Annotated in this window: 25 protein-coding genes; 10 read left to right on the top strand and 15 right to left on the bottom strand. The window is 69.0% G+C overall.

Annotated elements, in window-relative coordinates; translation table 11 throughout:
• Positions 1–4: 4 nt before the first annotated feature.
• Positions 5–1,210, bottom strand: coding sequence for a helix-turn-helix domain-containing protein (locus FWJ24_RS11205; RefSeq protein WP_150287916.1), 1,206 nt, complete (start codon positions 1,208–1,210; stop codon positions 5–7).
• Between the two features lie 101 nt (positions 1,211–1,311).
• Here FWJ24_RS11205 and FWJ24_RS11200 point away from each other — a divergent pair, with 101 nt between their 5' ends.
• The gene (locus FWJ24_RS11200; protein WP_150287915.1) at positions 1,312–2,157 is read left to right on the top strand and encodes an outer membrane protein; all 846 of its coding nucleotides are present in this window, start codon (positions 1,312–1,314) and stop codon (positions 2,155–2,157) included.
• A gap of 70 nt (positions 2,158–2,227) precedes the next feature.
• On the opposite strand, the gene FWJ24_RS11195 is transcribed toward FWJ24_RS11200, so the two are convergent.
• The 5 genes from FWJ24_RS11195 to FWJ24_RS11175 form a co-directional block, all read right to left on the bottom strand.
• Positions 2,228–2,527: an Rdx family protein gene (locus FWJ24_RS11195; RefSeq protein ID WP_150287914.1), complete on the bottom strand. Its 300-nt coding sequence runs from the start codon at positions 2,525–2,527 to the stop codon at positions 2,228–2,230.
• A complete protein-coding gene (locus FWJ24_RS11190; protein WP_150287913.1) occupies positions 2,527–3,522 on the bottom strand; it encodes a magnesium transporter CorA family protein in 996 nt (331 codons plus the stop codon). The genes FWJ24_RS11195 and FWJ24_RS11190 overlap by 1 nt, the downstream gene beginning before the upstream one ends.
• 84 nt (positions 3,523–3,606) lie before the next feature.
• The gene (locus FWJ24_RS11185; RefSeq protein WP_150287912.1) at positions 3,607–4,473 is read right to left on the bottom strand and encodes an SDR family oxidoreductase; all 867 of its coding nucleotides are present in this window, start codon (positions 4,471–4,473) and stop codon (positions 3,607–3,609) included.
• Positions 4,474–4,524: 51 nt separating this feature from the next.
• Positions 4,525–5,277: a crotonase/enoyl-CoA hydratase family protein gene (locus tag FWJ24_RS11180; protein WP_150287911.1), complete on the bottom strand. Its 753-nt coding sequence runs from the start codon at positions 5,275–5,277 to the stop codon at positions 4,525–4,527.
• A 4-nt stretch (positions 5,278–5,281) separates the two neighbouring features.
• On the bottom strand, positions 5,282–7,069 hold the full coding sequence (locus FWJ24_RS11175; protein ID WP_150287910.1) for an acyl-CoA dehydrogenase family protein: 1,788 nt from the start codon (positions 7,067–7,069) through the stop codon (positions 5,282–5,284).
• Between the two features lie 261 nt (positions 7,070–7,330).
• On the opposite strand from FWJ24_RS11175, the gene FWJ24_RS11170 reads away from it, so the two are divergent.
• Both FWJ24_RS11170 and FWJ24_RS11165 read left to right on the top strand, forming a co-directional pair.
• A complete protein-coding gene (locus FWJ24_RS11170; RefSeq protein WP_150287909.1) occupies positions 7,331–8,332 on the top strand; it encodes an L-threonylcarbamoyladenylate synthase in 1,002 nt (333 codons plus the stop codon).
• Positions 8,333–8,455: 123 nt separating this feature from the next.
• The gene (locus FWJ24_RS11165; RefSeq protein ID WP_150287908.1) at positions 8,456–9,370 is read left to right on the top strand and encodes a LysR family transcriptional regulator; all 915 of its coding nucleotides are present in this window, start codon (positions 8,456–8,458) and stop codon (positions 9,368–9,370) included.
• A gap of 6 nt (positions 9,371–9,376) precedes the next feature.
• On the opposite strand, the gene FWJ24_RS11160 is transcribed toward FWJ24_RS11165, so the two are convergent.
• From FWJ24_RS11160 to FWJ24_RS11145, 4 genes are all read right to left on the bottom strand, one after another.
• Positions 9,377–10,699 (bottom strand): MFS transporter, encoded by a 1,323-nt coding sequence (locus tag FWJ24_RS11160; RefSeq protein WP_150287907.1) that lies wholly within the window; start codon positions 10,697–10,699, stop codon positions 9,377–9,379.
• A 152-nt stretch (positions 10,700–10,851) separates the two neighbouring features.
• Positions 10,852–13,062 (bottom strand): glycine--tRNA ligase subunit beta, encoded by a 2,211-nt coding sequence (glyS, locus tag FWJ24_RS11155; RefSeq protein ID WP_150287906.1) that lies wholly within the window; start codon positions 13,060–13,062, stop codon positions 10,852–10,854.
• A 3-nt stretch (positions 13,063–13,065) separates the two neighbouring features.
• A complete protein-coding gene (locus tag FWJ24_RS11150) occupies positions 13,066–13,668 on the bottom strand; it encodes a cysteine hydrolase family protein (protein ID WP_150287905.1) in 603 nt (200 codons plus the stop codon).
• Between the two features lie 3 nt (positions 13,669–13,671).
• Complete coding sequence (locus FWJ24_RS11145) at positions 13,672–14,598, bottom strand: glycine--tRNA ligase subunit alpha (protein WP_150287904.1); 927 nt, start codon at positions 14,596–14,598, stop codon at positions 13,672–13,674.
• Between the two features lie 249 nt (positions 14,599–14,847).
• On the opposite strand from FWJ24_RS11145, the gene FWJ24_RS11140 reads away from it, so the two are divergent.
• Positions 14,848–15,264, top strand: a complete 417-nt coding sequence (locus FWJ24_RS11140) for a hypothetical protein (RefSeq protein ID WP_150287903.1) — start codon at positions 14,848–14,850, stop codon at positions 15,262–15,264.
• 108 nt (positions 15,265–15,372) lie between these two features.
• Positions 15,373–15,681: a hypothetical protein gene (locus FWJ24_RS11135; protein ID WP_150287902.1), complete on the top strand. Its 309-nt coding sequence runs from the start codon at positions 15,373–15,375 to the stop codon at positions 15,679–15,681.
• Positions 15,682–15,687: 6 nt separating this feature from the next.
• On the opposite strand, the gene FWJ24_RS11130 is transcribed toward FWJ24_RS11135, so the two are convergent.
• A complete protein-coding gene (locus FWJ24_RS11130) occupies positions 15,688–16,446 on the bottom strand; it encodes a tRNA1(Val) (adenine(37)-N6)-methyltransferase (RefSeq protein ID WP_150287901.1) in 759 nt (252 codons plus the stop codon).
• A 138-nt stretch (positions 16,447–16,584) separates the two neighbouring features.
• On the opposite strand from FWJ24_RS11130, the gene FWJ24_RS11125 reads away from it, so the two are divergent.
• Positions 16,585–17,598, top strand: coding sequence for a polyprenyl synthetase family protein (locus tag FWJ24_RS11125; RefSeq protein WP_166443669.1), 1,014 nt, complete (start codon positions 16,585–16,587; stop codon positions 17,596–17,598).
• 9 nt (positions 17,599–17,607) lie between these two features.
• Here the strand turns inward: FWJ24_RS11125 and FWJ24_RS11120 are convergent, their stop codons facing one another.
• Genes FWJ24_RS11120 through FWJ24_RS11110 form a run of 3 tightly spaced genes read right to left on the bottom strand, consistent with a single transcriptional unit; the run spans position 17,608 to position 20,786 of the window.
• On the bottom strand, positions 17,608–18,117 hold the full coding sequence (locus FWJ24_RS11120) for a DinB family protein (RefSeq protein ID WP_150287900.1): 510 nt from the start codon (positions 18,115–18,117) through the stop codon (positions 17,608–17,610).
• A complete protein-coding gene (locus tag FWJ24_RS11115) occupies positions 18,104–19,012 on the bottom strand; it encodes a 4-(cytidine 5'-diphospho)-2-C-methyl-D-erythritol kinase (protein ID WP_150287899.1) in 909 nt (302 codons plus the stop codon). The genes FWJ24_RS11120 and FWJ24_RS11115 overlap by 14 nt, the downstream gene beginning before the upstream one ends.
• The gene (locus FWJ24_RS11110) at positions 19,002–20,786 is read right to left on the bottom strand and encodes a tetratricopeptide repeat protein (RefSeq protein WP_166443668.1); all 1,785 of its coding nucleotides are present in this window, start codon (positions 20,784–20,786) and stop codon (positions 19,002–19,004) included. The genes FWJ24_RS11115 and FWJ24_RS11110 overlap by 11 nt, the downstream gene beginning before the upstream one ends.
• A 243-nt stretch (positions 20,787–21,029) precedes the next feature.
• Here FWJ24_RS11110 and FWJ24_RS14640 point away from each other — a divergent pair, with 243 nt between their 5' ends.
• Positions 21,030–21,452: a thioredoxin family protein gene (locus FWJ24_RS14640; protein ID WP_166443667.1), complete on the top strand. Its 423-nt coding sequence runs from the start codon at positions 21,030–21,032 to the stop codon at positions 21,450–21,452.
• Between the two features lie 22 nt (positions 21,453–21,474).
• On the opposite strand, the gene FWJ24_RS11105 is transcribed toward FWJ24_RS14640, so the two are convergent.
• Positions 21,475–23,151 (bottom strand): electron transfer flavoprotein-ubiquinone oxidoreductase, encoded by a 1,677-nt coding sequence (locus tag FWJ24_RS11105; protein ID WP_246155658.1) that lies wholly within the window; start codon positions 23,149–23,151, stop codon positions 21,475–21,477.
• Between the two features lie 195 nt (positions 23,152–23,346).
• On the opposite strand from FWJ24_RS11105, the gene FWJ24_RS11100 reads away from it, so the two are divergent.
• The 3 genes from FWJ24_RS11100 (at position 23,347) to FWJ24_RS11090 (ending at position 25,436) form a co-directional block, all read left to right on the top strand.
• Positions 23,347–24,153 carry a uracil-DNA glycosylase gene (locus tag FWJ24_RS11100; protein WP_150287897.1) on the top strand — a complete coding sequence of 269 codons (807 nt, stop codon included), beginning with the start codon at positions 23,347–23,349 and terminating at the stop codon, positions 24,151–24,153.
• An 82-nt stretch (positions 24,154–24,235) separates the two neighbouring features.
• A complete protein-coding gene (gene ypfJ / locus FWJ24_RS11095) occupies positions 24,236–25,129 on the top strand; it encodes a KPN_02809 family neutral zinc metallopeptidase (RefSeq protein WP_150287896.1) in 894 nt (297 codons plus the stop codon).
• Between the two features lie 13 nt (positions 25,130–25,142).
• Positions 25,143–25,436 carry a c-type cytochrome gene (locus FWJ24_RS11090; RefSeq protein WP_150287895.1) on the top strand — a complete coding sequence of 98 codons (294 nt, stop codon included), beginning with the start codon at positions 25,143–25,145 and terminating at the stop codon, positions 25,434–25,436.
• Positions 25,437–25,439: the final 3 nt, after the last annotated feature.

Raw genomic sequence — 25,439 nt, 5'->3', positions numbered from 1 at the left:
AGCCTCACGCCGCGCCGCGAAGCGCGGCGCGGTATTCCGAAGGCGTCAGCCCGGTCTCCTTCTTGAAGGCAGCGTTGAAGGTGGAACGCGAATTGAAGCCGACCTCCTCGCCGATCTCGATGATCGAGAATGCCTCGTCGGCAAGCAGCCCGCAGGCATCCTTGATCCGCCAATGATTGATGTATTCGTAGAAGTTGCGGCCGAGATGCTCGTTGAGCACCTGCGAGAGATAGTTCTCCGGCACGCGGGTATGATCCGAGAGATGCCGCAGGGTGACGCCCTGGTTGCGATAGAGCCGGTCCTCCGCCATCGCCTTCTCGATCTTGGAGGCGATCCGGCGGCCGCGCTCCTCGTCGAGGGCCGAGCGCTGGTATTTGGGCGCGCCGTTCGCCGGCGGTTCCGGCTCGGTCGCCTCACCCGCAGCCGCCTCGATCTCCGGCTGCGGGTGGAAATGCCGGTAGGGTTTGAAGATCGCCTGCTGCCAGAGCACCATGAAGGACAGGACATAGACCCAGCCCGCCTCGACGATCGCCGAGGCGTCCGGCGAGATCCCGAACAATTCGAGGGTCATGCCGTCGATGATGAGAATCAGGTTGACGAGCCAGATCAGGGTCAGGATCCCGATCATCCACTCGAACCAGGTGAGGCTTCGCCCCTCGATCGCGGCGAAATAATCGAACTTGCTGCGCCTGTATCGCGCCAGCAGACGCAGGGTCTGGGCGAGATAGAAGGTCGTGACGATGAGGAAGCCCCCGACGACGAGGATCGACAGCCCCACCAGCGCGATGGCCGCCGGCGGCCAGGGCGTGCCGGGAGCGAGCTTGGCCGGGTCGATGCCGGCGCGGATCAGCGGGAAGAGGATCGCCACGACTGCGAGCGTTCCGGCAAAGGGCGCGAGATGCACGAGATCGCCCCGGGCGAGCCGGACGACCTCCGGCGCCACCAGGGCGCGGGCATAGAAATAAATCGCCGGGCCGAGCAGCATCAGGAAGGCGGTCGCCAGCATCTCGCCGATCTCGACATGCCCGCCCGGCCAGAAGAACCCGACGAGATCGGGCAGGCTGGTCGTGAGATTCGCGGCGAAGAACGCCGCCATGGCGAAGGAATGGTCCTTGCGCTCCTCGCGCCGGGTCAGCAGCAGCAGGATGACGAACAGCTGGTGCAGCACCAGCGCCCCGGTCAGGATCTGCCCGACGAGAGTCATCTTCATGGAACCGTGATCCCCGATTCGCGCGCCCCGCGCTACGCTCCCTGCCGGATTGCGTTCGAGCGGGTCGAAACTGTGGCGGGCAGCGGCTGCGGCCCGCCACCATGTCCGATCCGGCCCGTTCGGACATGGCGGCGACCGGGCCGACCCGTCCGGGCGACAGGCGGGTCGGGGTCCGGCATCGGAGCGGCGAGGCGCCGGCCATGGCGCCGGCGCCGCCCGTTCCGACCAACCGAGAGACGATGATGAACAGAATAACCGGCCTTGCGCTCACCGCCGCCGCCCTAGTCCTCCTGCCGGGTGCCGCCGGCGCCGCCGATCCCCTTGCCCGCCGCCCGGCCCCGGCTGCGGCTCCGATACCCGCGCGCGTCATGGACTGGTCCGGCGGCTATATCGGCGTGCATGGCGGCGGGGATGCGAACGGATTCAAGTCGAGCGGCGCGAGCCCCAACATCAACGCGCTGAACTTCTCCGGCAAGCGCAACACCCGCAGCATGGGCGGCGGCCGGCTCGGCGTGCAGGCCGGCTACAATTTCCAGGCCGGGAGCCTCGTCTACGGCGTCGAGGCCGAGAGCGCATTGCTGCTCGGCAGCCGCAAGAAGAGCTCGACCCATCTCGGGGTCGAGCAGCATTCGCGCCATGCGCTCAAGGCCCGGCTGGGCTATTCCTTCGGCTCGACCCTGGTCTACGGCGTCGCCGGCATCGGCATCGCGCCAGTGCGCTACACAAGCCCGGCGACCGGCGGCTTCGCCTCCAGCCGCAAGAACGAGACCCGCGCCGGCCCGCTCCTCGGCTTCGGCGTCGAGCAGATGCTGACCGACCGGATCAGCCTCAAGGGCGAGGTCGATTACCTCGCACTCGGCAAGCAGAAGATGAATTTCGCCGCCGGTCGCACCCATGTCACCGCCGGCGATCTCTCCGCGAAGATCGGCGTGAATTACCGGTTCTGAACGCCCCCGGCCCCCCTAGTCCGGCGTTCGGAAGCGGGGCGGAGCCAGTCTCCGCCCCGCCGCATCCGGCTCAGCCGCCGGGTCCGCGATGGTCGCGGTCGATATGGCCGAGATCGCGGCCCGGATCGAGGCGGTCGCGCACCCGCTTCTTGAGCTCCTTCGAATCCGGGAAGCCGCCGTCGCGCACGCGCTCCCAGATCAGCTCCTCGCCGTAATGGATCGTGAAGACGCCGCCGCGCGTCGGAACCAGGCTGACGCGGCCGAGATCCTCCCCGAAGGTGGAAAGCAGTTCCTGCGCCATCCAGGCGGCGCGCAGCATCCAGTGGCAGAGCGTGCAATAGGTGATGGTGATCGAAGGCTTGCCGGACATCACAGCCACCGCTTCATCTTGAAGAAGAGATAGGTCGCCGCGGCGGAGAGCACCATGAGGCCGAGCGCCAGCGGATAGCCATACTGCCACTCAAGCTCAGGCATGTTCTTGAAATTCATGCCGTAACTCGATGCGATCAGGGTCGGCGGCAGGAAGACGACCGCCGCGACCGAGAAGATCTTGATGATCTTGTTCTGGTCGAGATTGACGAGGCCGAGAACCGCATCGAGCAGGAACTGGATCTTCGAGGACAGGAAGGTCGCGTGGTCCTCGAGCGATTGCAGGTCGCGCAGGGTGGTGCGGACCTCGGCACGCAGATCGTCGCGCAGGACGGCGCCGGCGGTGTTCGCCGAGAGGAAGAGCAGCATCCGCTCGACCGAAACCAGGCTCTCGCGAACCTTGGAGATGCGGTTGCCCTCCGCGCCCATGAGCTGGAGCGTGGTGCGAAGCTGGTCACCGCCGCCGCGCGGCGCGGCACCGTCGAAGATGGCGGCGGAGACATCGTCGATCCGCTCCCCCGTCAGGCGCAGGATCTCGGCCGCGCGGTCGATCACGGTCTCGAACAGCGCGATGAGGATATGGTCACCATCGGCCAGAGCCGCACCGGGCCGCTGGAGGCGGTTGATGAACATCTGGAAGGAGCGCGGTTCGTCATAGCGCACCGTGACAAGCACGCGGCCCTTCAGGATGAAGGAGATCGCCGCGAGCTTCGGGCTCTCCGTCCCCGATTGGCAGAGGATGCGCGCCGACATGTAGCGCGCATCGTTCTCGAAATAGAGCACCTCGGAGGGCTCGATGTTCTGCGATTCTTCTCGGGTCGGGATTTCGATGCCGAGGGCCAGTTCGACGCGGCGGTCCTCCTCGCGGGTCGGCTCGATCAGGTCGAGCCAGACGGCATCCGCAGGAACCGGATCCGAGGGGCCGAGGATGCGCCGCTCGAAATGGCAGCGGGCATCGGCCGCCGCCGCGCCCGCGGGGAGATGGGCAATGATCATTCCGGAACCTCGTCGCGGGGCGCGGCGCCTAGCGCTGTTCCAACCGATCCGTCCGGTCTTGGCAAGCGAAAAACGCGGCCGCGGTCACGCCTTGAGCGGCCCGAAGCGCGCGGTCGGCGGCGGCGGGATATCGTCCGGCACGAAGAAATCCGGCGCGAGCGCATGGGTGGGATCGGCGCGGTAAGGATCGAAGTCGGTCACACCCTCGCCGGCGAGGAAGGTGTCGTCGATCAGGAAATGGCCGGTGAAGGTCTTCGCGTCCTTGTTGAAAACCGCATAGGCCGCATCGGCCAAGATATCCGGCATGCGCGAGGCGCGCATCAGTTCATCACCGCCGAGGATGTTGCGAACCGCCGCCGTGGCGATGGTGGTGCGCGGCCAGAGCGCATTGACGCCGATGCGGCCGCGCGTCTCCCCGGCAAGGCCGAGCACGACAAGGCTCATGCCGAATTTCGCCATCGAGTAGCCAGTATGGCCGGCGAACCATTTCTCCTTCATGTCAAGCGGCGGCGACAGCATCAGGATATGCGGGTTCGCGGCCTTCGCGAGATAGGGAAGCGCCGTGCGCGAGACGAGATAGGTGCCGCGCGCGTTGATCTGGTGCATGAGGTCGAAGCGCTTCATCTCCAGCGCCGCGACCGGGGCGAGGTTGATCGCGCTCGCATTGTTGACGACGATGTCGATGCCGCCGAAATGCTGCGCGGCCTTCGCCATCGCCGCCTCGGTCGCGGCGTCGTCGCGGATATCGAGCGCGATCGGAAGCGCCCTGCCGCCGGCCTTCTCGATCGCGTCGGCGGCGGTGAAGATCGTGCCCTCGAGCTTCGGATGCGGTTCCGCGGTCTTGGCGGCGACGACGATATTCGCGCCGTCCCGCGCCGCGCGCAGCGCGATCGCGAGGCCAATGCCGCGCGAGGCACCGGTGATGAAGAGGGTCTTTGCGTGGAGGCTCATGGCGCACCTTTCAGACGGCATTGCATTCGGCGGCGGAGATCGGGCCCCGGCTCATCCCTTGCCTTTCGACAGGAACGCCTCGAAGGCCCGCCGGGCCTCGTCGGAGCGCAGACGCTCGGCGAAGGCGCTGGCCTCCGCGTCGATCCGTGCGAGCAGCGCGGCGGGATCGCCGCGCATCAGCGCCCTGGCGATCATCGTCGCCTCGCGCGGCTTGGCGGCGATGCGCCGGGCGGCGTCGATCGCGGCGGCTTCGAGCGTCTCGGCCGCGACGACGCGGTTGACAAGGCCGGTGGCCGCCGCGCGGTCCGCGTCGAACTTCTCGCCCATCACCAGCATCTCGAAGGCGAGGCGCTGGCCCATGAGCTGGGGCAGGATGAGGCTCGAACCGGCCTCGGGCACCAGGGCGAGATCGACGAAGGGCGTCTGGAACAGCGCCCGCTCGCTCGCCACGGCGTAATCGCAATGCAGGACCAGGGTGGTGCCGATGCCGATGGCGGCGCCGTCGATGCCTGCAACGAGCGGCTTCGCATTGGCGACGAGCGCGCGCAGGAAGGCGAGGATCGGCTCGCCCAGGCTGCCCGACATCGCGAAGCCGACGAAATCCTTGATGTCGTTGCCTGCGCAGAAGATGCCCGGCTGGCCGAGGATCAGCGTCGCGCCGATGGCGGGGTCGGCATTGGCGTCCGCGAGGCCGGCGCTCAGCGCGCGATACATGTCGCCGGTCAGCGCGTTCTTCTTGTCGGCGCGGTCGAGCGTCAGGACTAGGACGGCGCCTTCGCGCCGCTGGACGACATTCCCGGTCATGCTCTCACTCCGCCGCATCTTGGAAGGCGGCATTGACGGCCTCGCCGCCTTCGAGCACCGCGATCTCGAGCCCGCCGGCGCCGCTCGCAACATTCTCGGCGAAGAAACGGGCATCGCCGATGCGCCGGGCATGGCGCGGATCGGTCTCACCCGCGGCAAGCGCCGCCCGCGCGGCCAAGGCCTGATCGGCAAGGCGCGCGCCGCCGGCGGCCAGCGCGAAGAGCCGGAGATAGGGCGTCGCGCCGGCGAGTGCGGTGTCGGGCCGGGCCTTGAGATTGTCGAGCATGAAGCGCGTCGCGCGTTCGAGCGCGTCGACCGCCTCGCCGAGGCGCGCGCCCATGCGCCCGAAGCCGGGTTCGTTGACCGCGGCGGCCGCCTCGGCCGAGCGGCGGCACTCCGCGATCATCGCCGCGACGCGCGCCCCGCCGGAGAGCGGCAGCTTGCGCGTCACGAGATCGATCGCCTGGATGCCGTTGGTGCCCTCGTAGATCGGAAGGATGCGCGCATCGCGGTAATGCTGGGCCGCCCCGGTCTCCTCGACGAAGCCCATGCCGCCATGGATCTGCACGCCGAGCGAGGCGACCTCGATGCCGATATCGGTCGAGAACGCCTTGGCGATCGGGGTCAGCAGGCTCGCCTCCTCGTGCGCGATCCGCTCCGCCTCGGCATCTCCGGCGCGGTGGTGGCGGTCGAGCGCGGCGGCGGTCGCCAGGCAGAGCGCACGCGCGGCGGCGGTCTTCGCGCGCATTTCGAGCAGCATGCGCTTGACATCCGGATGCGCGATGATCGGCGAGGCCGCAGAAGCGCCGGTCGCCCGGCCCTGCCGGCGCTCCCGCGCATAGCCGAGCGCCTGCTGATAGGCACGCTCGGCCACCGCCACGCCCTGGACGCCCACCGCCAGGCGGGCATTGTTCATCATCGTGAACATGCAGGCGAGGCCCTTGTTCTCCTCGCCGACCAGCCAGCCGATGGCGCCACCCCTATCGCCATAGATCATGGTCGCGGTCGGGGAAGCGTGGATGCCGAGCTTGTGTTCGAGGGCATGGCAGCGCAGATCGTTGCGCGCGCCGAGCGAGCCATCGGCGTTGACGAGGAATTTCGGGACCAGGAACAGCGAGATGCCGCGCGTGCCGGGCGGCGCGTCCGGCAGCCGCGCGAGCACGAGATGGACGATGTTCTCCGTCATCTCGTGATCGCCATAGGTAATGAAGATCTTGCTGCCGAAGATGCGGTAGCTGCCGTCGCCCGCCGGTTCGGCCCGCGCGGTCAGCAGGTTGAGATCCGAGCCGGCCGCCGGCTCGGTCAGGTTCATCGTGCCGGTCCATTCCCCGGCGATCATCTTCTCAAGATAGGTCGCCTTCAGCGTATCCGAGCCATGCGCCGTCAGCGCCTCGATCGCGCCCATGGTGAGCAGCGGGTTGAGCGCGAAGGCGAGGTTCGCCGCGTTCCACATCTCGGTGCAGGCGATGTTGAGCAGGACCGGCAGGCCCTGGCCGCCGAATTCCGGCGCGGCCGCGACCCCCAGCCAGCCCCCCGCCGCCCAATCGCGATAGGTCTCCGCGAACCCTTCCGGCATGACCACCCGGCCGTCGACGAGGCGGGCCATCTCCCGGTCGCCGGTGCGGTTGAGCGGCGCGATCCGCGCCTCGGCGAATTTCGCCGCCTCCTCGAGCACCGCCTCGGCGGCGCCATCGGCGAGATCGGCGTAGAGCCCGCTCTCGATCCCGCGCTCAAGCCCGGCGGCATGGCGCATCGCGAACAGAATATCCTCGACCGGCGCGCGATAGGTCACGTTCCCTCCATGCGGGCGGAACGGGCCGCCCTCGTCTTTCGTGTTCCGCGAGCCTAGCAAGGCCGCCCCTCTCCCGAAAGGCCGGGGCCGCGGCTCGACATCAGTTTGTTTACATATAAACTATATCGTCTCCTGATCCGTTGCAAGCCCGATCGCACGAAGTGTCGCCGGCGACGCGATCAAGGATCGACGCGGGCCATTATCCACGCTATCGCGCGGGGCCTGTGTCAAAAACCTGACATTCGCGCGAGGGATTGGACCATGGCCGCGATCGCGCCGCCCCGTTCCGGCTCCGGCCGGCCCCTGTGGCTCGATGCCGCCCCCGCCGGCATCGCCGAGGCGGCGCGGCTTCTGCGCGCCGGGGCGCTCGTCGCCTTCCCGACCGAGACCGTCTACGGCCTCGGTGCCGACGCGACCGACCCGGCCGCCATAGCCGGGCTCTATGCCGCCAAGGGGCGGCCGCATTTCAACCCGCTGATCGCGCATGCTGCCACGCTCGACGCGGCGCTCGAGCTCGGTGATTTCCCGGAACCGGCGCGCGCCCTCGCCCGCGCCTTCTGGCCCGGACCGCTGACGCTCGTCGTGCCGGCCGGTGCGGCCTCGCCGGTCTGCGAACTGGCGCGGGCGGGCCTCGCGACGCTGGCGATCCGCGTCCCCGATCACCCGGTCGCGCAGGCGATCCTCGCCGCGACGGGGCGACCGGTTGCAGCGCCGAGCGCCAACCGCTCCGGCCATGTCTCGCCGACCCGGCCGGAGCATGTCGCGGCGGATCTCGGCGCGGGAATCGCGGCGATCGTCGCGGGCGGGGCGAGCCCGGTCGGGGTCGAATCGACGATCCTCGCCTGCCTCGACGGCGAGGTGGCGCTGCTGCGCCCCGGCGGCCTGCCGCGCGCCGCGATCGAGGCTCGGCTTGGCCGCCCGCTTGCCGCGCATCGCGGCGACGGTGCAGCACCGCTGGCGCCGGGCCGGCTCGATTCGCATTACGCGCCCGCGCATCCGGTGCGGCTCGACGCGGCGCGGATCCTGCCGGGCGAAGCCTGCCTCGGCTTCGGCCTGCCGCTGCCGGCGGGGGCGGAAGCCGGGCTGACGCTCAACCTCTCCGAAACCGGCGATCTCGCCGAGGCCGCCGCCAATCTCTACCACCATCTGCGCGCGCTCGACGCCCGCGCGCATCGCGGCATCGCGGTGGCGCCGATCCCCCCCGAAGGGCTCGGCGAGGCGATCCGCGACCGGCTGCGGCGCGCGGCAGCGCCGCGGGCGTGATCGGCGGATAGGCGCGGGGCGCGGGGCGCGGGGCGCGGGGCGCGGGCCTTGCCTGCCGTGCCGTGACACTTGTATGACGTGCTTCCGGCGGGTCCTGGCCCCGCCGTGGGTTTCGGAGTCTCGATGCAGCCGCTCGCCTGGGACGATTTCCGCCTCGTCCGCGCCATCGCCGACCACCGTTCGCTCGGCGGCGCCGCGGATGCGCTCGGCGTCAACAATTCCACGGTGTTCCGCCGCCTCAACGCGCTGGAGAAACAGCTCGGCGTGCGCGTGTTCGAGCGTGCGCGCACCGGCTACATGCTGACCTCTGCCGGCGAGGAGATGGTTGCGCTCGCGGTGCGGATGGCGGAATCGATCGTCGAGTTCGAACGGCGCGTCGCGGGACAGGATGTCCGCCCCTCCGGCGAATTGCGGGTCACAACCACCGACACGATCTTCTCGCATCTCGTCGCGCCGATGTTCTGCGCGTTCCGGCGGAAATATCCCGAGATCACGCTCGATTTCGTGATCGATAACCGCGCGCTCAACCTGTCGCGCCGCGACGCCGATGTCGCGATCCGCGCCGCGATCGACCCGCCGCAGACGCTGGTCGGCCGTCGCGTCGCCACCATCGCCTGGCATGCCTATCTCTCGACCGGCCTCGCCCATGAACTCAAGCTGCCGCTCGACGACGCGGTGGCGCTGACGCGGCCGCCGATGCGCTGGGTCGGCCTCGGCGATCCGCTGGCCATGACCGCGGGCGCGCGCTGGATGGCGGCCAATGTCCATCCCGATTGCATCGGCGTGAAGGTCAACATGGTCTCGGTGCTCGCCACCGCGATCGAGAGCGGGCTCGGCATCGGCGTGCTGCCGAGCTTCATCGGCGAATGCATCAAGGGGCTGATCCGCATCCCGGCGCTGCGGCCGACCTCCAGCACCGGGCTCTGGGTCCTGACCCATCCGGATCTCAAGAAGGCGGCGCGGGTGCGCGCCTTTCTCGAATTCTTCGGCACCGAACTCGCCCGCAAGCGCAAGATCATCGAGGGCGAGGACGGCTGAGCGGCGTCAGGCGCCCTGCAACTGCCAGCGCCCCGGCGCCGCCCTCTCGACGATCGGCAGGTTGATCAGTGCCGAGGCGATGCCCAGCGCCACGGAAAGCCACCAGACGATGTCATAGCTGCCCGTGCGCTCGAACAGGAGGCCGCCGAGCCATACGCCGAGGAACCCGCCGACCTGATGCGAGAAGAAGGCGAAGCCGTAGAGCATGGCCATGTAGCGCGGGCCGAACATGATCGAGACCAGCCCCGCCGTCGGCGGCACGGTGGAAAGCCAGAGCAGCCCGGTCAGGGCGCCGAACGACAGCGCCGTCAGAACGCCGATCGTGAGCGGAATCCCGGCCATGCTCTGGATGCCGAAGAGGGAAACCGGAACCGCCGCGAAGGGGACGGCCAGCAGCAGCCCCACCGTGACCACGGATCGCGCGAGATAGATCAGCGCCAGGATCCAGCGCTTCGGCACGCGGTTCGAGGCCCAGCCGGCCGTGAGCGAACCCGCGATGTTGAATATGCCCACCAGCGCAAGCGTCCAGCCGCCGATCTCAGGCGGGATGCCGATATCCTTGAGGTAGCTCGGCAGATGCACCGTGATGAAGGCGAGCTGGAAGCCGCAGGTGAAGAAGCCGAGCACGAGCAGCACGTAGGAGCGGTGCCGGAACGCCTCCGCCAGCGCCTGCCGGATCGATTGCCCCGCGGCGGCGGAGGGCGCCGTCATGCCCGTGCCGGGTGCCTTGTCCTGCGGCTTCGTCGCGAGCGCGAGCGCCAGCGGGAGCACGAGCAGCGTGAGCCCGGCGAAGATGACCAGCGCCTGCTGCCAGCCGTAATCCCGGATCAGCATCACGCCGAGCGGCGAATAGAGGAACTGGCCGAAGGAGCCGGCGGCCGTGCCGAAGCCGAACGCCATGCCGCGCTTCTCCGGCGGCAGCAGCTTGCCGAAGGCCGCGAGGACCAGGTTGAACGAGGAGCCGGCGAGGCCGAAGCCGATCAGCACCCCGGCGCCGATATTGAGCGTCAGCGGATCGGTCGAAAACGTCATCAGGTAGAGGCCGGCGGCATAGAGCCCGGCCCCGATCCAGAGCACGCGCAACGTGCCGAACCGGTCGGCGATCGCGCCCATGAAGGGCTGGCCGACCCCCCAGAGCAGGTTCTGGACCGCAATGGCGAAGGCAAAGACATCGCGCCCCCAGCCATTGGCGGAGATGATCGGCTGCTGGAAGAAACCCATGGCCGAACGCGGACCGAAGGTCAGCATCGAGCACAGGCAGCCGGCGAGAATGACGAGCGCGACCGGCAGGACACGAGGCGCAACGGCGGCGGAAGCCGGTGGGGACATGGCGGGCTCCAGGCGGGGCGGAGCCGCGGCGCGGCTCCCGTTGCCCCGGAGGCTACACGCACCGGACCCATTTCACGAATGAATAGATTTGATCGATCAATCGGACGCCGTGATAAGAAGGGTTGGCTGTTCGGTTCGTGTAAGGCGTGCGTTCACCCCGCGACCTTCGAGAAATCCGCCACCTGCCGCGTCACGCGCCGGAGCGCGGCGAGCAGCGCGAGGCGGTTGCGGCGGATGGCCGGATCCTCGGCATTGACCATAACCGCCTCGAAGAATCGATCGACCGGGCCGCGCAAGGCGGCCATGGCACGCATGGCGGCGGCATAATCCTGCTTGTCGAGCGCAACGGATGCCGCCTCGCCCGCTGTTGAGAGCGCATCATGCAGCGCCTGCTCGGCGCCCTCCTTCAGCAGAGCGGGATCGGCGGCGGCCTCGAACGCGCCCTCGCCGTCCTTCTTCTCCTCGGCGCGCAGGATGTTGGCGGCGCGGCGGAAGCTCGCGAGCAGGCTCCTGCCGTCCTCCGTATCGAGGAAGGCGCCGAGGGCTTCCACCCGGCGGACGACGAGCAGGAGGTCGTCGTTGGCATTGTTTCCTGACGCGAAATCTTCGCGCGAGCCGGTTTCCACCTCGTTCGATTTCGCTTTGCCGCCGTTGCCGAGCACGGCATCGACGAGATCATGCCGCGCGCCCTGGTCGCGCAGCATGACCTTCAGGCGATCATGGAAGAAGGCGAGGAGGTCGGCGGCTTGGTCCTCGCGCATGCGACGCCCAGCGTCCGGGTCCGTTTTGCCGGCCTGCTGAGAATCCAAGCCTGCCCGCATGGTGCGGAACAGAACCGGGCGAAGCTCCAACCGCACCCCATTCTCCACCACGAGCCTGATCACCCCCAAAGCCGCGCGGCGCAGCGCATAGGGGTCCTTGGAGCCGGTGGGCTTCTCGTTGATGGCCCAGAAGCCGACGAGGGTGTCGAGCTTGTCGGCCAAAGCCACGGTGACGGAAACCGGGTCCGTGGGCACCGAATCCGTCGGCCCCGCAGGCCTGTAATGCGCCTCGCAGGCGGCGGCGACGGAAATGTCCTCGCCGATCAGCCCGGCATAGATGCGCCCCATCAGCCCCTGCACCTCGGGGAATTCGCCGACGACTTCCGTGAGCAGATCCGCCTTGCAGAGCCGCGCCGCGCGATCGACCTTTGCGGGGTCGGCCCCGGTGACATTGCACAGTTCCTTCGCCAGCGCGCGGATCCGCTCGATGCGGTCCCACTGGCTGCCAAGCTTCTCGTGGAAGGTAACGTTCTTGAACTTCTCGAGCCGGGCGAATTCCTTGTCCTCGCGCCAGACCCGCTTGTCCGTCTCCCAGAAGAATTTCGCATCCGAGAGCCGCGCGCGGATGACGCGCTCGTTGCCGGCGATGATGGTTTTCCCGCCATCCCGGGCGAGGATGTTCGAGACCATGAGGAAGCGGTTGGCGAGGCTGCCGTCCGCGCGCCGCAGCACGAAGCATTTCTGGTTGGCGCGGATCGTGGCGCGGATCACCTCGCCCGGCACATCGAGGAAATCCGCCTCGAACGACCCCATCAGCACGACCGGCCATTCGACGAGGCCCGCGACCTCCTCCAGCAGGCCCTCGTCCTCCACAACCTCAAGCCCTTGCGCAAAAGCAAGATTTTTCGCATCCGCCTTGATGATCGCCTTGCGGCGCTCGGGATCGAGCACGACCTTTGAAGCTTCAAGCTTCGCGACGTAATCATCGAAGCGACGCACGGTGATCGCCTCCGGTTTCAAGAACCGGTGACCGTAGGTGACGTTGCCGGCGACGAGCCCGTCGATTTCGAACGGCACGATCTCGGGGTCCTCGGTCTCGGGGCCGAAGGTCGCGACGATCGCGCGCAGGGGCCGCACCCAGCGTAAGGAGCCCGGCGCCGCGCTTGCCGCCCCCCAGCGCATCGATTTCGGCCACGGAAACGCGCGGATGACCTGCGGCAGGATTTCGGCGAGGAGATCGAGCGTCGCGCGGCCGGGCTTCTCGATCACGGCGACATAGAATTCGCCCTTCTTCGGGTCGCTCTCGATCTTCGCCTCAGAAATATCCGTCAGCCCGGCGGATTTCAGGAAGCCGGCCAGAGCCGCCTCGGGCGCGCCGACGCGCGGGCCCTTCCGCTCCTCGCGCGTGTCCGGCTGGCGGGCGGGCAGGCCCGCCACGTGCAGCGCGAGCCGGCGCGGGGTCGCGAAGGCGCGTGCACCCTGATAGGTCACGCCGGCCTCGACCAGCGCGCCGGTCACGAGGCGCTGGAGATCCGCCGCCGCCTGCCGCTGCATGCGCGCCGGGATTTCCTCGGAGAAGAGTTCGAAGAGAAGATCGGGCATGGCTCAGGTCTGGCTGCCTAGGAAGGTCGCGGTCGAAAAAATTCCTGCGAACCGATCCGACAGGGCGGCAAGTTCCGCGCGGTGCACGACTTCCGCCGGCACCACCCCCCCCGATCCATCCGGCAGGTCACGGGTCGCACAGGCGTCGGCGAGAATTGTCGTCGCGAAGCCGAGATCGAGCGCAGCGCGCGCCGTGGATGAGACGCACATATGCGTCATGAAGCCGATCGTCACGAGCTTCATGCGGCCGGTGGCCGCGATGGCCTCGGCCAAAGTGGTTTTCGCGAAGGAATTCGGCAACGGCTTCTCGATCACGGTTTCACCGGCTATCGGGGCCAGCGCCTCGACAATCTGCCCGCGCGCCGCATCGCGATCAAAGGCGCCTCCGGGGCGACCCTTGTGCGCGATGTGGATCACCGGTGCCCCTGCCTTGCGGAAGGCGGCGAGCACCTCGGCGGAGCGCTCAACTGCAAGGCCGATGCCCGTGAGCCCCAGCGGCCCCTCGAGATATTCGTTCTGTGCATCAATGATGACGAGAACGCTTTCCGCCAGCATCGGCGGCACCGGAGCGACGCCAGCCATTTGCAACAAGGTCTTCGGCTCCATGGCTCACGCCCCCCCGGCTTCGGTTTGCACCCAGGCCGCGCCGCAGGCCTTGGCGAGTTCGCGCACGCGCAGGATGTAGCTCTGCCGCTCGGTGACCGAGATCACCCCGCGCGCATCGAGCAGGTTGAATGCGTGCGAGGCCTTGATGCACTGGTCATAGGCCGGGAGCACCTGGAGATGGCGCGCGCCCTCGCCGCGATCGCCCGCCGCGAGCAGGGCCCGGCATTCCTTCTCGGCCTCGGCGAAATTGCGGAAGAGCTTGTCCGTATCGGCATATTCGAAATTGTGCCGGGAATATTCCTCCTCGGCCTGCCGGAACACATCGCCGTAAGTGACCTTTTCCGCGCCTTCGAGCCCGTTGAAATTGAGATCGAAGCCGTTGTCGACGCCCTGGAGATACATGGCGAGGCGTTCGAGGCCGTAGGTCAGTTCGCCGGCGACCGGTGCGCATTCCTGACCCGCGACCTGCTGAAAGTAAGTGAACTGGCTCACCTCCATGCCGTCGCACCAGCATTCCCAGCCGAGCCCCCAGGCGCCGAGCGTCGGGCTTTCCCAATCGTCCTCCACGAAGCGGAGATCGTGCAGGGCCGGGTCGATCCCGATCGCAAAGAGGCTTTCGAGATAGAGTTCCTGCAGGTTGGGCGGCGACGGCTTCAGGATCACCTGGAACTGGTAATAATGCTGGAAGCGGTTGGGGTTCTCGCCGTAGCGCCCGTCCTTCGGGCGACGCGAGGGCTGGACATAGGCGGCGTTCCAGCGCTTCGGGCCGAGCGCGCGCAGGGTCGTCGCCGGGTGGAAGGTGCCGGCGCCGACTTCCATGTCGTAGGGCTGGAGGATCACGCAGCCTTTCGAGGCCCAGAAGCGCTGGAGCGTGAGGATCAGCCCCTGGAACGAGCGGGTGGGGCTCAGCGGATCGGAATCGGCGGACAAGGCGGGCGACCTTCGCAGCGGAAAGCGGGGCCTTCCGCTTAGCCGAGCCCCGGCCCGCGGGGCAAGCCTTTCCGGCGCGGCATCCGGCAGCGTCCGCCGCGGTTTCCCCGATCAGGCCTGTGCGCGGCCGCACCGACGCGCGGATGCCCCCGCCGCATGATGCGCACAGATCACGCGGCGCTTTCAAGCGCAGCCCCAGCCCGGGTTCGGGTCGAACTGAAACTGTCAGAACAGCCAGGAGAGACGACCATGACCAGCCAGACGAAATCCTCGAAGATCCACAGCATCGCGCTCGCGCTCGCCCTGTCCTGTGGCACCGCCGGCGGCATGCTCACCTTCGCAACGCTGACCGAACCCGCCATGGCCCGCGGCCAGGGTGGCGGCGGCGACAGCGGCAATGGCGGCGAGCCCGGTGGCGTGATGGCCCAGGATTACGGGGCGATCACCCATGCCCAGAACCAGCGCGAGCGGCGCCGGGCGCCGGAGACCTGCGACGCCCAGAGCGACGGCGCCAGCCTGCGCCAATGCAAGTTCACCCCGCCGCCCGGCGCCCGGCCGACGGCGCGCCTCGTGAAGATCAACGGCTTCGCCAATTGCGCCGTCGTCCAGCAGGTGCCGGTGGGGCCGGGCCAGCAGCCGGAATTCTACTGCCTGAAAGGCATGTGAGACAGGCGGCGGGGACGCCGCCTTTCCGCGCCGTAACGTGTTGTTGAACCTATGTTCATGTCCGCCGGATATGATTGCGGCGGGCGACTGAGACAGGAGACCTGCCTGATGATCCGATCAACGCATTTCGCCATTGTAGCCCTGTTCACGCTGCTTGTCGGGCTTTCCGCCGCCGCGCCGGCCCGCGCCGCCAGCCTGCCCGTCGGCCCGGCGCTCGCGCTCGACGAAACCTCGCGTCCCGCGGCCGAATCTGTGCGCTGGGTCGTGCGCTGCGGCCCCTATGGCTGCCGCCGCGTCTGGGTCGGCCCGCCGCGCTATTACAGCCGGCCGGTCTATTACCGCCGCTGCTTCACCCAGCGCCGGATGGTGTGGACGCCCTATGGCTGGCGGCCGCGCTACGTCCGCGTCTGCCGCTGAGGCCCCTCACGGCTCGATGGCTGCCGCCCCGGCATGCAGGGCGGCGGCTTCCGCGGTGAAGGCCCCGCCCGCCCCGTGAAGCACCAGGGGCGGAAGAACGGTGAGCGGTGCCCGCGAGCCCTTGATCCCCGTCATCAGAACCCGGATCGCCGTGCCCTCCGCCGTCGGATGAATGAAGCGCAGCCGCAGCCCGCCGAAGCGTCGGCCCGCGGCGCGGATCAGCGCCGGCAGCGCATCGGCGCGGTGGATGAGCACCAGCCGCCCCCGCGGCGCGAGCAGGGTGGCGGCGGCGCGCAGCCAGCCTTCGAGATCGCCGTCGAGCACATGCGCCTCGGCGCGGCGGGCATCCGCCGAGACCCGCGCCCGGCCGGCTTCGAGAAAGGGCGGGTTCGTGAGCACGAGGTCGAAATCCTCGCGCAGATCCGGTGCCCGGCCAAGCGCGAGAATGTCGGCCGCGCGCGCCGCGACGCGCGCGGCAAGGCCGTTGCGGGCGATGTTGGCCTCGGCCAGCGCGACGAGCGCAGGATCACGCTCGACGAGCAGAACGCGCGCCGCCGGCGCGATCTGCGCCGCGCGCAGGCCGACAATGCCGCTCGCCGCGCCGAGATCGGCGATCCGCGCCGCGTCGGGCGGGGTCGCGGCGGCGAGCAGAACCGCATCGGTGCCGGCGCGGTGGCCGCGCGCCGGCTGAAGCAGCAGCAGACGGCCGCCGAACAGGCGGTCCTCGGTCACGCGTTCCGGTTGCCCGGCGGCCTGTTGCGGCATTCCGGCCTCGCTTCGCCGCGCATCGCGGATGCGGCATCGGCTCAAGTTGCAATTCCGCCAATCTAGGTGCATGCCTAGCGCCGGTTCAATCGCGCGGGGGGCAAATCCCGCTCGCGCGGGCAGCGTGGAGGCGAAAGCGTGGGCGTCGTCGTTTCCTTCGGCGAGAAGGCGGATTCCGGCAGCATCGACCGCCTTGTCGCTTTGGTTCGCGAGGATATGGGCCGGGTCAACGAGACGATCCTCGCCCGGACCGGCTCGGACGTGACGATGATCCCCGAGGTCGCGCAGCATCTGATCTCCTCCGGCGGCAAGCGCCTCCGGCCGATGCTGACGCTCGCGACCGCGCGGCTCAGCCGCTATTCCGGCGCCGGCCACGTCAAGCTCGCGGCCTCGGTCGAGTTCATGCACACCGCGACGCTGCTCCATGACGACGTGGTCGACGAGAGCGACCTGCGCCGCGGCAAGCCCTCGGCCCGCAAGGTCTGGGGCAATGAGGCGAGCGTGCTTGTCGGCGATTTCCTGCTCGGGCAGGCATTCAAGATGATGGTGGAAGTCGGTTCGCTCGCCTGCCTCGACGTGCTCTCCACCGCCGCGGCCGTGATCGCCGAGGGCGAGGTGATGCAGCTCGCCGCCGCCAAGAACACCGCGACGACCGAGGACGAATATCTCGCCGTGATCCGCGCCAAGACCGCGGCGCTGTTCGCTGCGGCGGCGGAAGTCGGGCCGATCCTCGCCGGGGCGGAGCCGACGGCGCAGAAGGCCTGCCGCTCCTACGGGCTCAATCTCGGCATCGCCTTCCAGCTCATCGACGACGCGCTCGATTACGGCGGCACGGCCGCCAAGCTCGGCAAGAATGTCGGCGACGATTTCCGCGAGGGCAAGATCACCCTGCCGGTGGTGCTCGCCTTCCGGCGCGGCTCGGACGAGGAGCGCGGCTTCTGGCGCGCCGCGCTCGAGGAGGGCCGCTCCGACGATGCGGCCCTGGCCCGCGCGATCGAGCTGTTGCGCCGCCACCGCGCCATCGAGGACACGATCGAGCGCGCGCGCCATTACGGCGCCATGGCGAAGGATGCGCTGGCGCTGTTCCCGCCCTCGGACATGCGCGAGGCGCTCGACGAGGTCGTCGATTTCTGCATCAGCCGCGCGCATTGAGCGCGCCGCTCAGGCCGTCGCCTCCGCGAGCAGGAAGAGATCCGTATCTCCCGGTTTCGCGCCGGCGGCGGTCAGCATCGCGTGGACCTGGCCGCGATGATGCGTCTGGTGGTTGAAGAAATGCGCGACCAGCAGGCCGCATGGCTTCGTCACCGTGCGCCCCGCGGCGCCGGAGAACCAGGTCAGGTCGCCGGCGAGCCATTCCGCGTCGAGCCCCTCGGCCCAGGCGAGGATCGCGCGGTCCAATGCCGCGCGTTCGGCCTTGAGCGCCGCCCAATCGCCGATGCGGCCGGCGGATTCCGCGATGCCGCCCGCCGGTTTCGGCGTGCCGGCAAAGCGGTGCATCCAGATCGCATCGCCCCACAGGAGATGGTTGAAGGTGCCGTGGATCGAGCGGAAGAAGGCGCCGCGGTCGAGCCGGCGGGCGGCCTCGTCGAGCGTGTCGGCCGCATCGTAGAGCGACCGGTTCTGCCATGCGTTGTAGCGCGCCATGGTACGCACGAATTCAACCGAGACCATTCAAGCCTCCCTGCGGAGACGGGATCATGATCCGAGTCGGCGCGAGCCACCAGCGCGGATGATCGCGCGCGATCCGCGCCGCCGCCGAAGCCGTCGCCTCGCCGCTACCGAACAGGCCGAAGCAGGTCGCCCCGGATCCGGACATCCGCGCAAGGCGGCAGCCCGGAGCGGCCCGCAAGGCCGCGAGCGCCAGGCCGATCTCCGGCGCGAGCCGCAAAGCCGGCGGCTCGAGATCGTTGCGGGTGCCGGCAAGCAGTGCCCCGGCCGGACCCGGCACCGCACCCTCCGGCACGAAGCGCGCGCCGCAGGCGAGTCCGAGCGCGGCGAACACCGCCGGCGTCGCCACCGCCACGCCGGGATTGACGAGCAGTGCCGGGACCGGCGCCGCCGCAAGCGCCGGGCCGAGTTCGTGGCCGATGCCGCGCATGAGCCGTGGCGCGGCCGGATCGAGACAGACCGGCACATCCGCCCCCAGCGCGCGGGCGGCGTCCATCAGGCGGGGATCGTCCGCAGGGAGCCCGTTCGCGCGGGCCAGCAGGCGCAGGGCGGCGGCGCAATCGCTCGAACCGCCGCCGATGCCGGAGGCGACGGGAAGGGTCTTCTCCAGCCGGAAGGCCCCGAGCCGCGCGCCGGATATATGGGCGGCAAAGGCCCGCGCGGCGCGCAGCACGAGATTGTCCGCCTCGCCCCGGAGCGGGGCCGCGAAGGGGCCGCAGAGATCGAGCCCGAGCGGCGCGCCCGGCACGAGGCTCAGCCGGTCGCCGATCTCCGCGAAACTGACGAGGCTCTCCAGCGCGTGATACCCGTCCTTGCGACGCCCGAGCACATGCAGGAACAGGTTGATCTTGGCCGGTGCGAGCGCCTCGATCTCGCCGTTCCGCGCCTCAGCCGCCATTCGCTTTCGGCGTGACCGCGGCCGCCGGCCCCTCGTCGAGGCCGGTTTCGAGCTTCTTCTGGATCTTCTCGCGGTCCTCGGGCTCCGGATCGAGGCCGAGCGCCTGGCTCCATTTGAACCGCGCCTCGCGCTGGCGGCCGAGCTTCCAATAGGCATCGCCGAGATGATCGTTGATCGTCGGATCGCCGGCCTTGAGCTGCACCGCGCGCTCCAGCTCTCGCACCGCCTCGTCGAAGCGGCCGAGCCGGTAGAACGCCCAGCCGAGCGAATCGACGATCGCGCCGTCGGTCGGGGTCAGGGTCACGGCTTCGCGCAGCATCTCGAAGCTCTTCTCGATATTCATGTGCTGATCGACCCAGGAATAGCCGAGATAGTTCAGCACCTGCGCCCGCTCCGCCCGCTCGCGCGCCGTGCGCGGCCGCTTCGGCAGCAGGTCGAGCGCCGCGAGGAAATCGGGCTCCGCCTTCGCCCATTGCTTGGTGCGCTCGTAGCCGATGGCGCGGCCGAAGAAGAGCGTCCAGTGCTTGTATTCGTAATGGCGGATGGCCTTGAGCCCGGCATCATAGGCCTCGATGGATTCGGGCCAGCGCTTCTTGATGCGCAGGATCGAGCCCAGCGTGTCGATCGCCTCGGCATCCTCGGGATGCGCGGCGACCAGACGCCGAAGGATGCCGATGGCCTCGTCGGTCCGCTCCAGCCGCTCGAGCGCGGTCGCGCGGCCGATCACGGCGCGATTCGCAAGCGGCGAGGTGGCGGGAATGCGCTCGTAGAGCGCGGCCGCGCGCTCGTTGCGGCGCAATTGCTCAAAGAACTCGGCGAGGGTCATCGTGATGACCTCGTCCTCCGGCGAGAGGTAATGCGCGAGCTGCATGTAGATCAGCGCGGTCATCGGATCGCGCGAGGCGGAGCCGACGGCGCCAAGCCCGTAGAAGACCTCCGCCGCGCCCTGCGCGACATCCGCCACCAGCGGCGGCAGCGGCTCGCCCTTTTCCAGTAGCGCCAGTTCCCGCCCGAGGAAGGGCTGGCCGGGATTGCGCTCCCGCCATTGCCGGAGAGTTTCGCGCGCTTCCGGGATCTTGTTGCGGCGCGAGAGGTTCCGGGCATAGGCCTCGGTGACGCGCATGATGCCGCTCTCGGTCTTGAAGGCGCCGGCGAGCCGCTTCTCGGCCTCGCCCGGCCGCCGGCCGATCTCGGCCATGAGACCGCCGAAGAAATCGCGGTAACCGCGCAATTCGTTGTCCTGGAAGCGATCCACCATCTGGAGCGCGGCGGGCAGGTCGCCGGTGCCGACGACCGCCCAGGCCTTGAGCAGCGCGATCGTCAGATCCGCCTCGCGGACATCGCCGCCGGCGCGCTGGAAGGCGCGGCGGGCGCGGACGTAATCCCGCGCCTTGAGGGCGCGGACGCCGAGTGCGACATGGGCGAGCGCGTTGGATTTGTCGCGCTGGATCGCCCGTTCCGCGAGCCTGAACGCCTCCGGAAGGTTGCCGTCCACCAGTTCCGAGAGGAAGGCCTGGTCGAGCAGGCCCGCATTGCCGGGATCGGCCTTCAGCGCCTCGCGGAAATATTCCGCCGCCGCGCTGGTGTCGCGGCCGGCATTGGCGACCACTCCGGCCAGGAAGGTGCCCGAGGCCCCGAGGCCCGACGGACGCTCGCGCGCGGCCGCGCAGCCTGCCGCCAGCAGGAGAAACGCCGCGGCGAAAGCCGCGCCCCGCCGGAGCCGGGAAAATGCCACCCGGCTGGCGGACACGGTCGCATGGGAGAAGCGATCCATTCTGATGACCAATCCTCTGAAGGCCGGCAGGGCCGGCCGGGAAACCCCGTGAATCCGGTTATCACCGAAACAAGGCCGCAGAAAGACCCTTGCAAGCAGAGGTTCCCGAGAAGCCCCCGACGCCCCGTCCCACGGGAAAGTGATCTTTACGCCCAGGCTCGTGAAATGACAGTCCCACGCCGCGCGCGCAGGGTGCGGCCGGTCGGGAACCCGAAACCCGGACGAACCTGCGGAGACAAAACCATGACCACCCTTCCCGCCCCGAATCCGTCGCGCCGCGCCGTGCTCGGCGGCGCCACCCTTCTCGCCCTCGCCGCGGCCGCCCCGGCGCTCGCGCTCGCCGCAGGCTTCGAACCCTACAGCAAGGCGGCGTTCGAGGCGGCGCTGAAGGAACCGAAACCGGTTCTCGTGCATGTCCATGCCGATTGGTGCCCGGTCTGCAAGAAGCAGGAAACCGTGCTCGGTGAATTGTCCGGCACGCCGGATTTCCAGCAATTCCGGGCCTTCGTCGTCGATTTCGACAAGGAGACGGACTTCAAGAAGGCGCATAATATCGGCACCCAGTCGATCATCCTGGTGTTCCGCGACGGCAAGGAGGTCGCGCGTTCCGGCGGCGTGACCGACAAGGAGAATATCCGCACCTTTGCGCTCGCCGCCTTGCGCTGAAGCCGCGGCGGCCCGAACCCCGTCACATGTTCGGATACGTCGGGCCGCCTCCGCCCTCGGGGGCAATCCAGGTGATGTTCTGCGCCGGGTCCTTGATGTCGCAGGTCTTGCAATGGACGCAGTTCTGCGCGTTGATCACGAAGCGCGGATCGCGCCGCGCGGCTTCGTCCGCATAGACGACCTCGTAGACGCCCGCCGGGCAATAGAGCCGGGCGGGCTCGCCGTATTTCGGCAGGTTGTCGCGGATCGGCGCCGCTGGATCCTTCAGCGTCAAGTGAACCGGCTGGTCCTCCTCGTGGTTGGTGCCCGAGAGGAAGACGGAGGAGAGCTTGTCGAAGGAGAATACGCCGTCCGGCTTCGGATAGATGATCGGCCGCACCTCGGCGAGCGGCTTCAGGCTGTCGCAATCGCGCTTGCCGTGCCGCAATGTGCCGAACAGCGAGAAGCCGAACACTTCGTTCGTCCACATATCGAGCCCGCCGAGCGGGATGCCGAGCCAGGTGCCGAACCGTGACCAGAGCGGCTTGACGTTGCGGACCGGGCGGAGATCGCGCCCGATCTCCGAATGGCGCCAGCCGGCCTCATAGCCCGCGAGTTCATCATGGCTGCGGCCGTCCCGGAGCGCAGCGGCGATCTCGTCCGCGGCCAGGATGCCGGAGAGCATCGCGTTGTGGCTGCCCTTGATGCGCGGCACATTGACAAAACCCGCCGCGCAGCCGACCAGCGCGCCACCCGGAAAGACCAGCTTCGGCACGCTCTGATAACCGCCCTCGGTGATGGCGCGGGCGCCGTAGGAGAGCCGCTTGCCGCCCTCGAGCGTCTCGCGGATCATCGGATGCTGCTTGAAGCGCTGGAACTCGTCGAAAGGCGAGAGCGTCGGGTTCTCGTAGTTGAGATGCACGACGAAGCCGATCGAGACCAGGTCCTCGTCGAAATGGTAGAGGAAGGAGCCGCCGCCGGTCCTGCCGTCGAGCGGCCAGCCGAAGGAATGCTGGACGAGGCCGGGCCGGTGCCGGGCCTTGTCGACCCGCCACAATTCCTTGAGGCCGATGCCGAATTTCGGCACGTCCCGCCCCTTGTCGAGGCCGAACCGCGCGATGACCTGCTTCGAGAGATGCCCGCGCACCCCCTCGGCGAAGAGCGTGTATCGGCCGAGCAGCGCCATGCCGCGGGTGAAGCTGTCCTTCGGCATGCCGTCCCGGCCGATTCCCATATCGCCGGTCGCGATGCCGATCACGGCGCCGGCATCGTCATAGAGCACCTCCTGCGCCGCGAAGCCGGGATAGATCTCGACACCGAGCGCCTCCGCACGTGCCGCAAGCCAGCGGCAGAGCTGCCCGAGCGAGATGATGTAATTGCCGTGATTGCCCATGAGCTTCGGCATGGCGAAATTCGGCAGCCTGATCGCGCCGGCGGGGCCGAGGAGATAGAAGCGGTCGTCCGTCACCGCCGTCCTGACCGGGCAATCGGGATCGTCGCGCCAATCGGGGATCAGCCTGTCGAGGCCGACGGGGTCAATCACCGCGCCGGACAGGATATGCGCGCCGATCTCGGAGCCCTTCTCGACCAGCACGACCGAAATCTCGGTGCCGGCCTCGGCGGCGCATTGCTTGAGGCGGATGGCCGCCGCGAGCCCGGCCGGGCCGCCGCCCACCACGACGACATCGTATTCCATCTGGTCGCGTTCGGGCAGATCCATCCGCTTTCCTCCCCACCGGGCCGGACGGATAATAGTTTATATGTAAACCTTCTGCAAGCCCGGCTTGTTCTGGATAGGGCAGACGGCTAGAAATGGAAAGCATCACCCCCGCAACCGACGGGCGAAAGCCGGCAGCCGCTTCGGGCGGGCGCGGGCGCTTCAGCGGAACGAACCCGAGCGAGCGAACCGGAAGCCATGGACGGCGCTTCGCCCCTGCAGATCCTCGAATTCTACGCCGCGGCGGGGATTGATCTCGCCATCGGCGACACGGCTGTGAACCGCTTCGCGCCGGAGCCCTCCCTCCTGCCGGAGCAGGCGGCCGCGCCGCGTGCCGATGCGCAAGACCGCGCCGCCGCGCCGAAAGCCGCCGCACCGAGACCCGCCACCCCCCCGCCGCCGGACGACGCGGCGGGCGAGGCACGGCGTCTTGCGGCCTCGGCGCCGGATCTCGCCACGCTCGAAACCCTGCTCGCCGCCTTCGAGGGCTGCGCGCTCAAGGCCACGGCCTCCCGCCTCGTCTTCGCGGACGGCAACCCGGCCGGCCGGGTGATGATCATCGGCGAGGCGCCGGGCCGCGAGGAGGACGAGACCGGCCGGCCCTTCGTCGGCCGCGCCGGGCGGCTGCTCGACCGCATGCTGGCGGCGATCGGCCTCGACCGCAGCGGCGTCTACATCGCCAATGTCGTGCCCTGGCGGCCGCCGGGCAACCGCACCCCCACCCCGCAGGAGATCGCGATCTGCCTGCCCTTCATCCGCCGGCAGATCGCGCTCGCGGCGCCCGAACTGCTGGTGACGATGGGGGCGCCGGCAAGCCAGAACCTGCTCGGCCAGAAGGATGGCATCCTGCGGCTGCGCGGACGCTGGTTCGATTGCGAGATCGAGGGCCGGAAGATCCCGGCACTGGCGACGCTGCATCCGGCCTATCTCCTCCGCCAGCCGGCGCAGAAGGCCCTGGCCTGGCGCGACATGCGGGCGCTGAAGGCGCGGCTCGATCCGCGATGAGGCGCGCTGCGCATTGATCCCGGCCCCGGCCTCGCGATATTGATGCCGGGCGGGCGAAGGCGCCCCGGGCAGGAGACCAGCCATGCGGCTCGATGACATCGAGGAATCATCGAATGTCGAGGATCGCCGCGGCCAGGGCGGCGGGTTCGGCGGCGGCTTCCCCGGCGGTCGCGGCGGTCTGGGGATCGGGACGATCGCGGTCCTGACCCTGGTCGGCTGGGCGCTCGGCATCAACCCGGCGATCCTGATCGGCGGGGCGGAGATGATCCAGGGCCGCGGCGGGCAGGTGGTGAGCCAGAGCGCGCCGCCGCGCGCCTCCTCGCCCCAGGAGGAGCAGCTGCGGCAGTTCGTCGCGCGCGTGCTCAAGACCAACGAGGATGTGTGGGAACGCATCCTGCCCGAACAGCGCCGGGTGCAATACCGCAACCCGCGGCTGGTGCTGTTCCGCGGCGCGACGCGCTCCCAATGCGGCGGCGCGCAATCGGCGATGGGGCCGTTCTATTGTCCGCTCGACGAGCGGGTCTATCTCGACATGAGCTTCTTCGAGGAAATGCGCACCAAGATGCGCGCGGGCGGCGATTTCGCCTATGCCTACGTGATCGCCCACGAGGTCGGCCACCATGTCGAGAACGTGCTCGGCATCCTGCCCAAGGTGCAGGCGATGCAGCAGCGCCTCTCCCGGCGGGAGGCCAATGCGCTCTCGGTGCGCGTGGAACTGATGGCGGATTGCCTCGCCGGGGTCTGGGCCCATCACGCGCAGCAGCGCTGGCGCATCCTCGAACAGGGCGATATCGAGGAGGCGCTGACCGCGGCGGCGGCGATCGGCGACGACAAGCTCCAGAAGCAGGCGCAGGGCTATGTCGTGCCCGACAGCTTCACCCACGGAACCTCCGAACAGCGCGCGCGCTGGCTGACGCAGGGGCTGCGGACCGGCTCGATCCAGGCCTGCGACACGTTCAACAGCCGGGCGCTGTGAGGCGGAGGCGACCATGATCCGCGCCGCACCGCTGCTGGCGCTGCTTGTCTCCGCCGCCGCCCATGCGCAAGGCGCGCAGCCGCGCGACCATATCCGCGAATGCATGGCCTGCCATGGCGAGGAGGGAATCGCCAAGGACAAGGATGTTCCGCATCTCGCCGGGCAGAATTTCGAGTATCTCCTCAAGCAGATGCACGATTTTCGCGCCGGCCGGCGCGCGCATCGCGAGATGCGGGTCATGAGCCGCCAGATGACCGACGCGGAAATGCGCGAGATCGCCGCCTTCTTCGCTTCCCTGCCACGCTGAGGC

It is taken from the genome of Rhabdaerophilum calidifontis (assembly GCF_008641065.1).
In the GTDB taxonomy this organism is placed as follows: domain Bacteria; phylum Pseudomonadota; class Alphaproteobacteria; order Rhizobiales; family Beijerinckiaceae; genus Rhabdaerophilum; species Rhabdaerophilum calidifontis.
This window is presented reverse-complemented; position numbering and strand designations above follow the sequence as displayed.

Bases quoted from the DNA above. Each gene is read 5' to 3' on its own strand.
- FWJ24_RS11205 (WP_150287916.1), bottom strand. From the start codon at position 1,210: ATGAAGATGACTCTCGTCGGGCAGATCCTGACCGGGGCGCTGGTGCTG.
- FWJ24_RS11200 (WP_150287915.1), top strand. From the start codon at position 1,312: ATGTCCGATCCGGCCCGTTCGGACATGGCGGCGACCGGGCCGACCCGT.
- FWJ24_RS11195 (WP_150287914.1), bottom strand. From the start codon at position 2,527: ATGTCCGGCAAGCCTTCGATCACCATCACCTATTGCACGCTCTGCCAC.
- FWJ24_RS11190 (WP_150287913.1), bottom strand. From the start codon at position 3,522: ATGATCATTGCCCATCTCCCCGCGGGCGCGGCGGCGGCCGATGCCCGC.
- FWJ24_RS11185 (WP_150287912.1), bottom strand. From the start codon at position 4,473: ATGAGCCTCCACGCAAAGACCCTCTTCATCACCGGTGCCTCGCGCGGC.
- FWJ24_RS11180 (WP_150287911.1), bottom strand. From the start codon at position 5,277: ATGACCGGGAATGTCGTCCAGCGGCGCGAAGGCGCCGTCCTAGTCCTG.
- FWJ24_RS11170 (WP_150287909.1), top strand. From the start codon at position 7,331: ATGGCCGCGATCGCGCCGCCCCGTTCCGGCTCCGGCCGGCCCCTGTGG.
- FWJ24_RS11165 (WP_150287908.1), top strand. From the start codon at position 8,456: ATGCAGCCGCTCGCCTGGGACGATTTCCGCCTCGTCCGCGCCATCGCC.
- FWJ24_RS11160 (WP_150287907.1), bottom strand. From the start codon at position 10,699: ATGTCCCCACCGGCTTCCGCCGCCGTTGCGCCTCGTGTCCTGCCGGTC.
- glyS (WP_150287906.1), bottom strand. From the start codon at position 13,062: ATGCCCGATCTTCTCTTCGAACTCTTCTCCGAGGAAATCCCGGCGCGC.
- FWJ24_RS11150 (WP_150287905.1), bottom strand. From the start codon at position 13,668: ATGGAGCCGAAGACCTTGTTGCAAATGGCTGGCGTCGCTCCGGTGCCG.
- FWJ24_RS11140 (WP_150287903.1), top strand. From the start codon at position 14,848: ATGACCAGCCAGACGAAATCCTCGAAGATCCACAGCATCGCGCTCGCG.
- FWJ24_RS11135 (WP_150287902.1), top strand. From the start codon at position 15,373: ATGATCCGATCAACGCATTTCGCCATTGTAGCCCTGTTCACGCTGCTT.
- FWJ24_RS11130 (WP_150287901.1), bottom strand. From the start codon at position 16,446: ATGCCGCAACAGGCCGCCGGGCAACCGGAACGCGTGACCGAGGACCGC.
- FWJ24_RS11120 (WP_150287900.1), bottom strand. From the start codon at position 18,117: ATGGTCTCGGTTGAATTCGTGCGTACCATGGCGCGCTACAACGCATGG.
- FWJ24_RS11115 (WP_150287899.1), bottom strand. From the start codon at position 19,012: ATGGCGGCTGAGGCGCGGAACGGCGAGATCGAGGCGCTCGCACCGGCC.
- FWJ24_RS11110 (WP_166443668.1), bottom strand. From the start codon at position 20,786: ATGGATCGCTTCTCCCATGCGACCGTGTCCGCCAGCCGGGTGGCATTT.
- FWJ24_RS14640 (WP_166443667.1), top strand. From the start codon at position 21,030: ATGACCACCCTTCCCGCCCCGAATCCGTCGCGCCGCGCCGTGCTCGGC.
- FWJ24_RS11105 (WP_246155658.1), bottom strand. From the start codon at position 23,151: ATGGATCTGCCCGAACGCGACCAGATGGAATACGATGTCGTCGTGGTG.
- FWJ24_RS11100 (WP_150287897.1), top strand. From the start codon at position 23,347: ATGGACGGCGCTTCGCCCCTGCAGATCCTCGAATTCTACGCCGCGGCG.
- ypfJ (WP_150287896.1), top strand. From the start codon at position 24,236: ATGCGGCTCGATGACATCGAGGAATCATCGAATGTCGAGGATCGCCGC.
- FWJ24_RS11090 (WP_150287895.1), top strand. From the start codon at position 25,143: ATGATCCGCGCCGCACCGCTGCTGGCGCTGCTTGTCTCCGCCGCCGCC.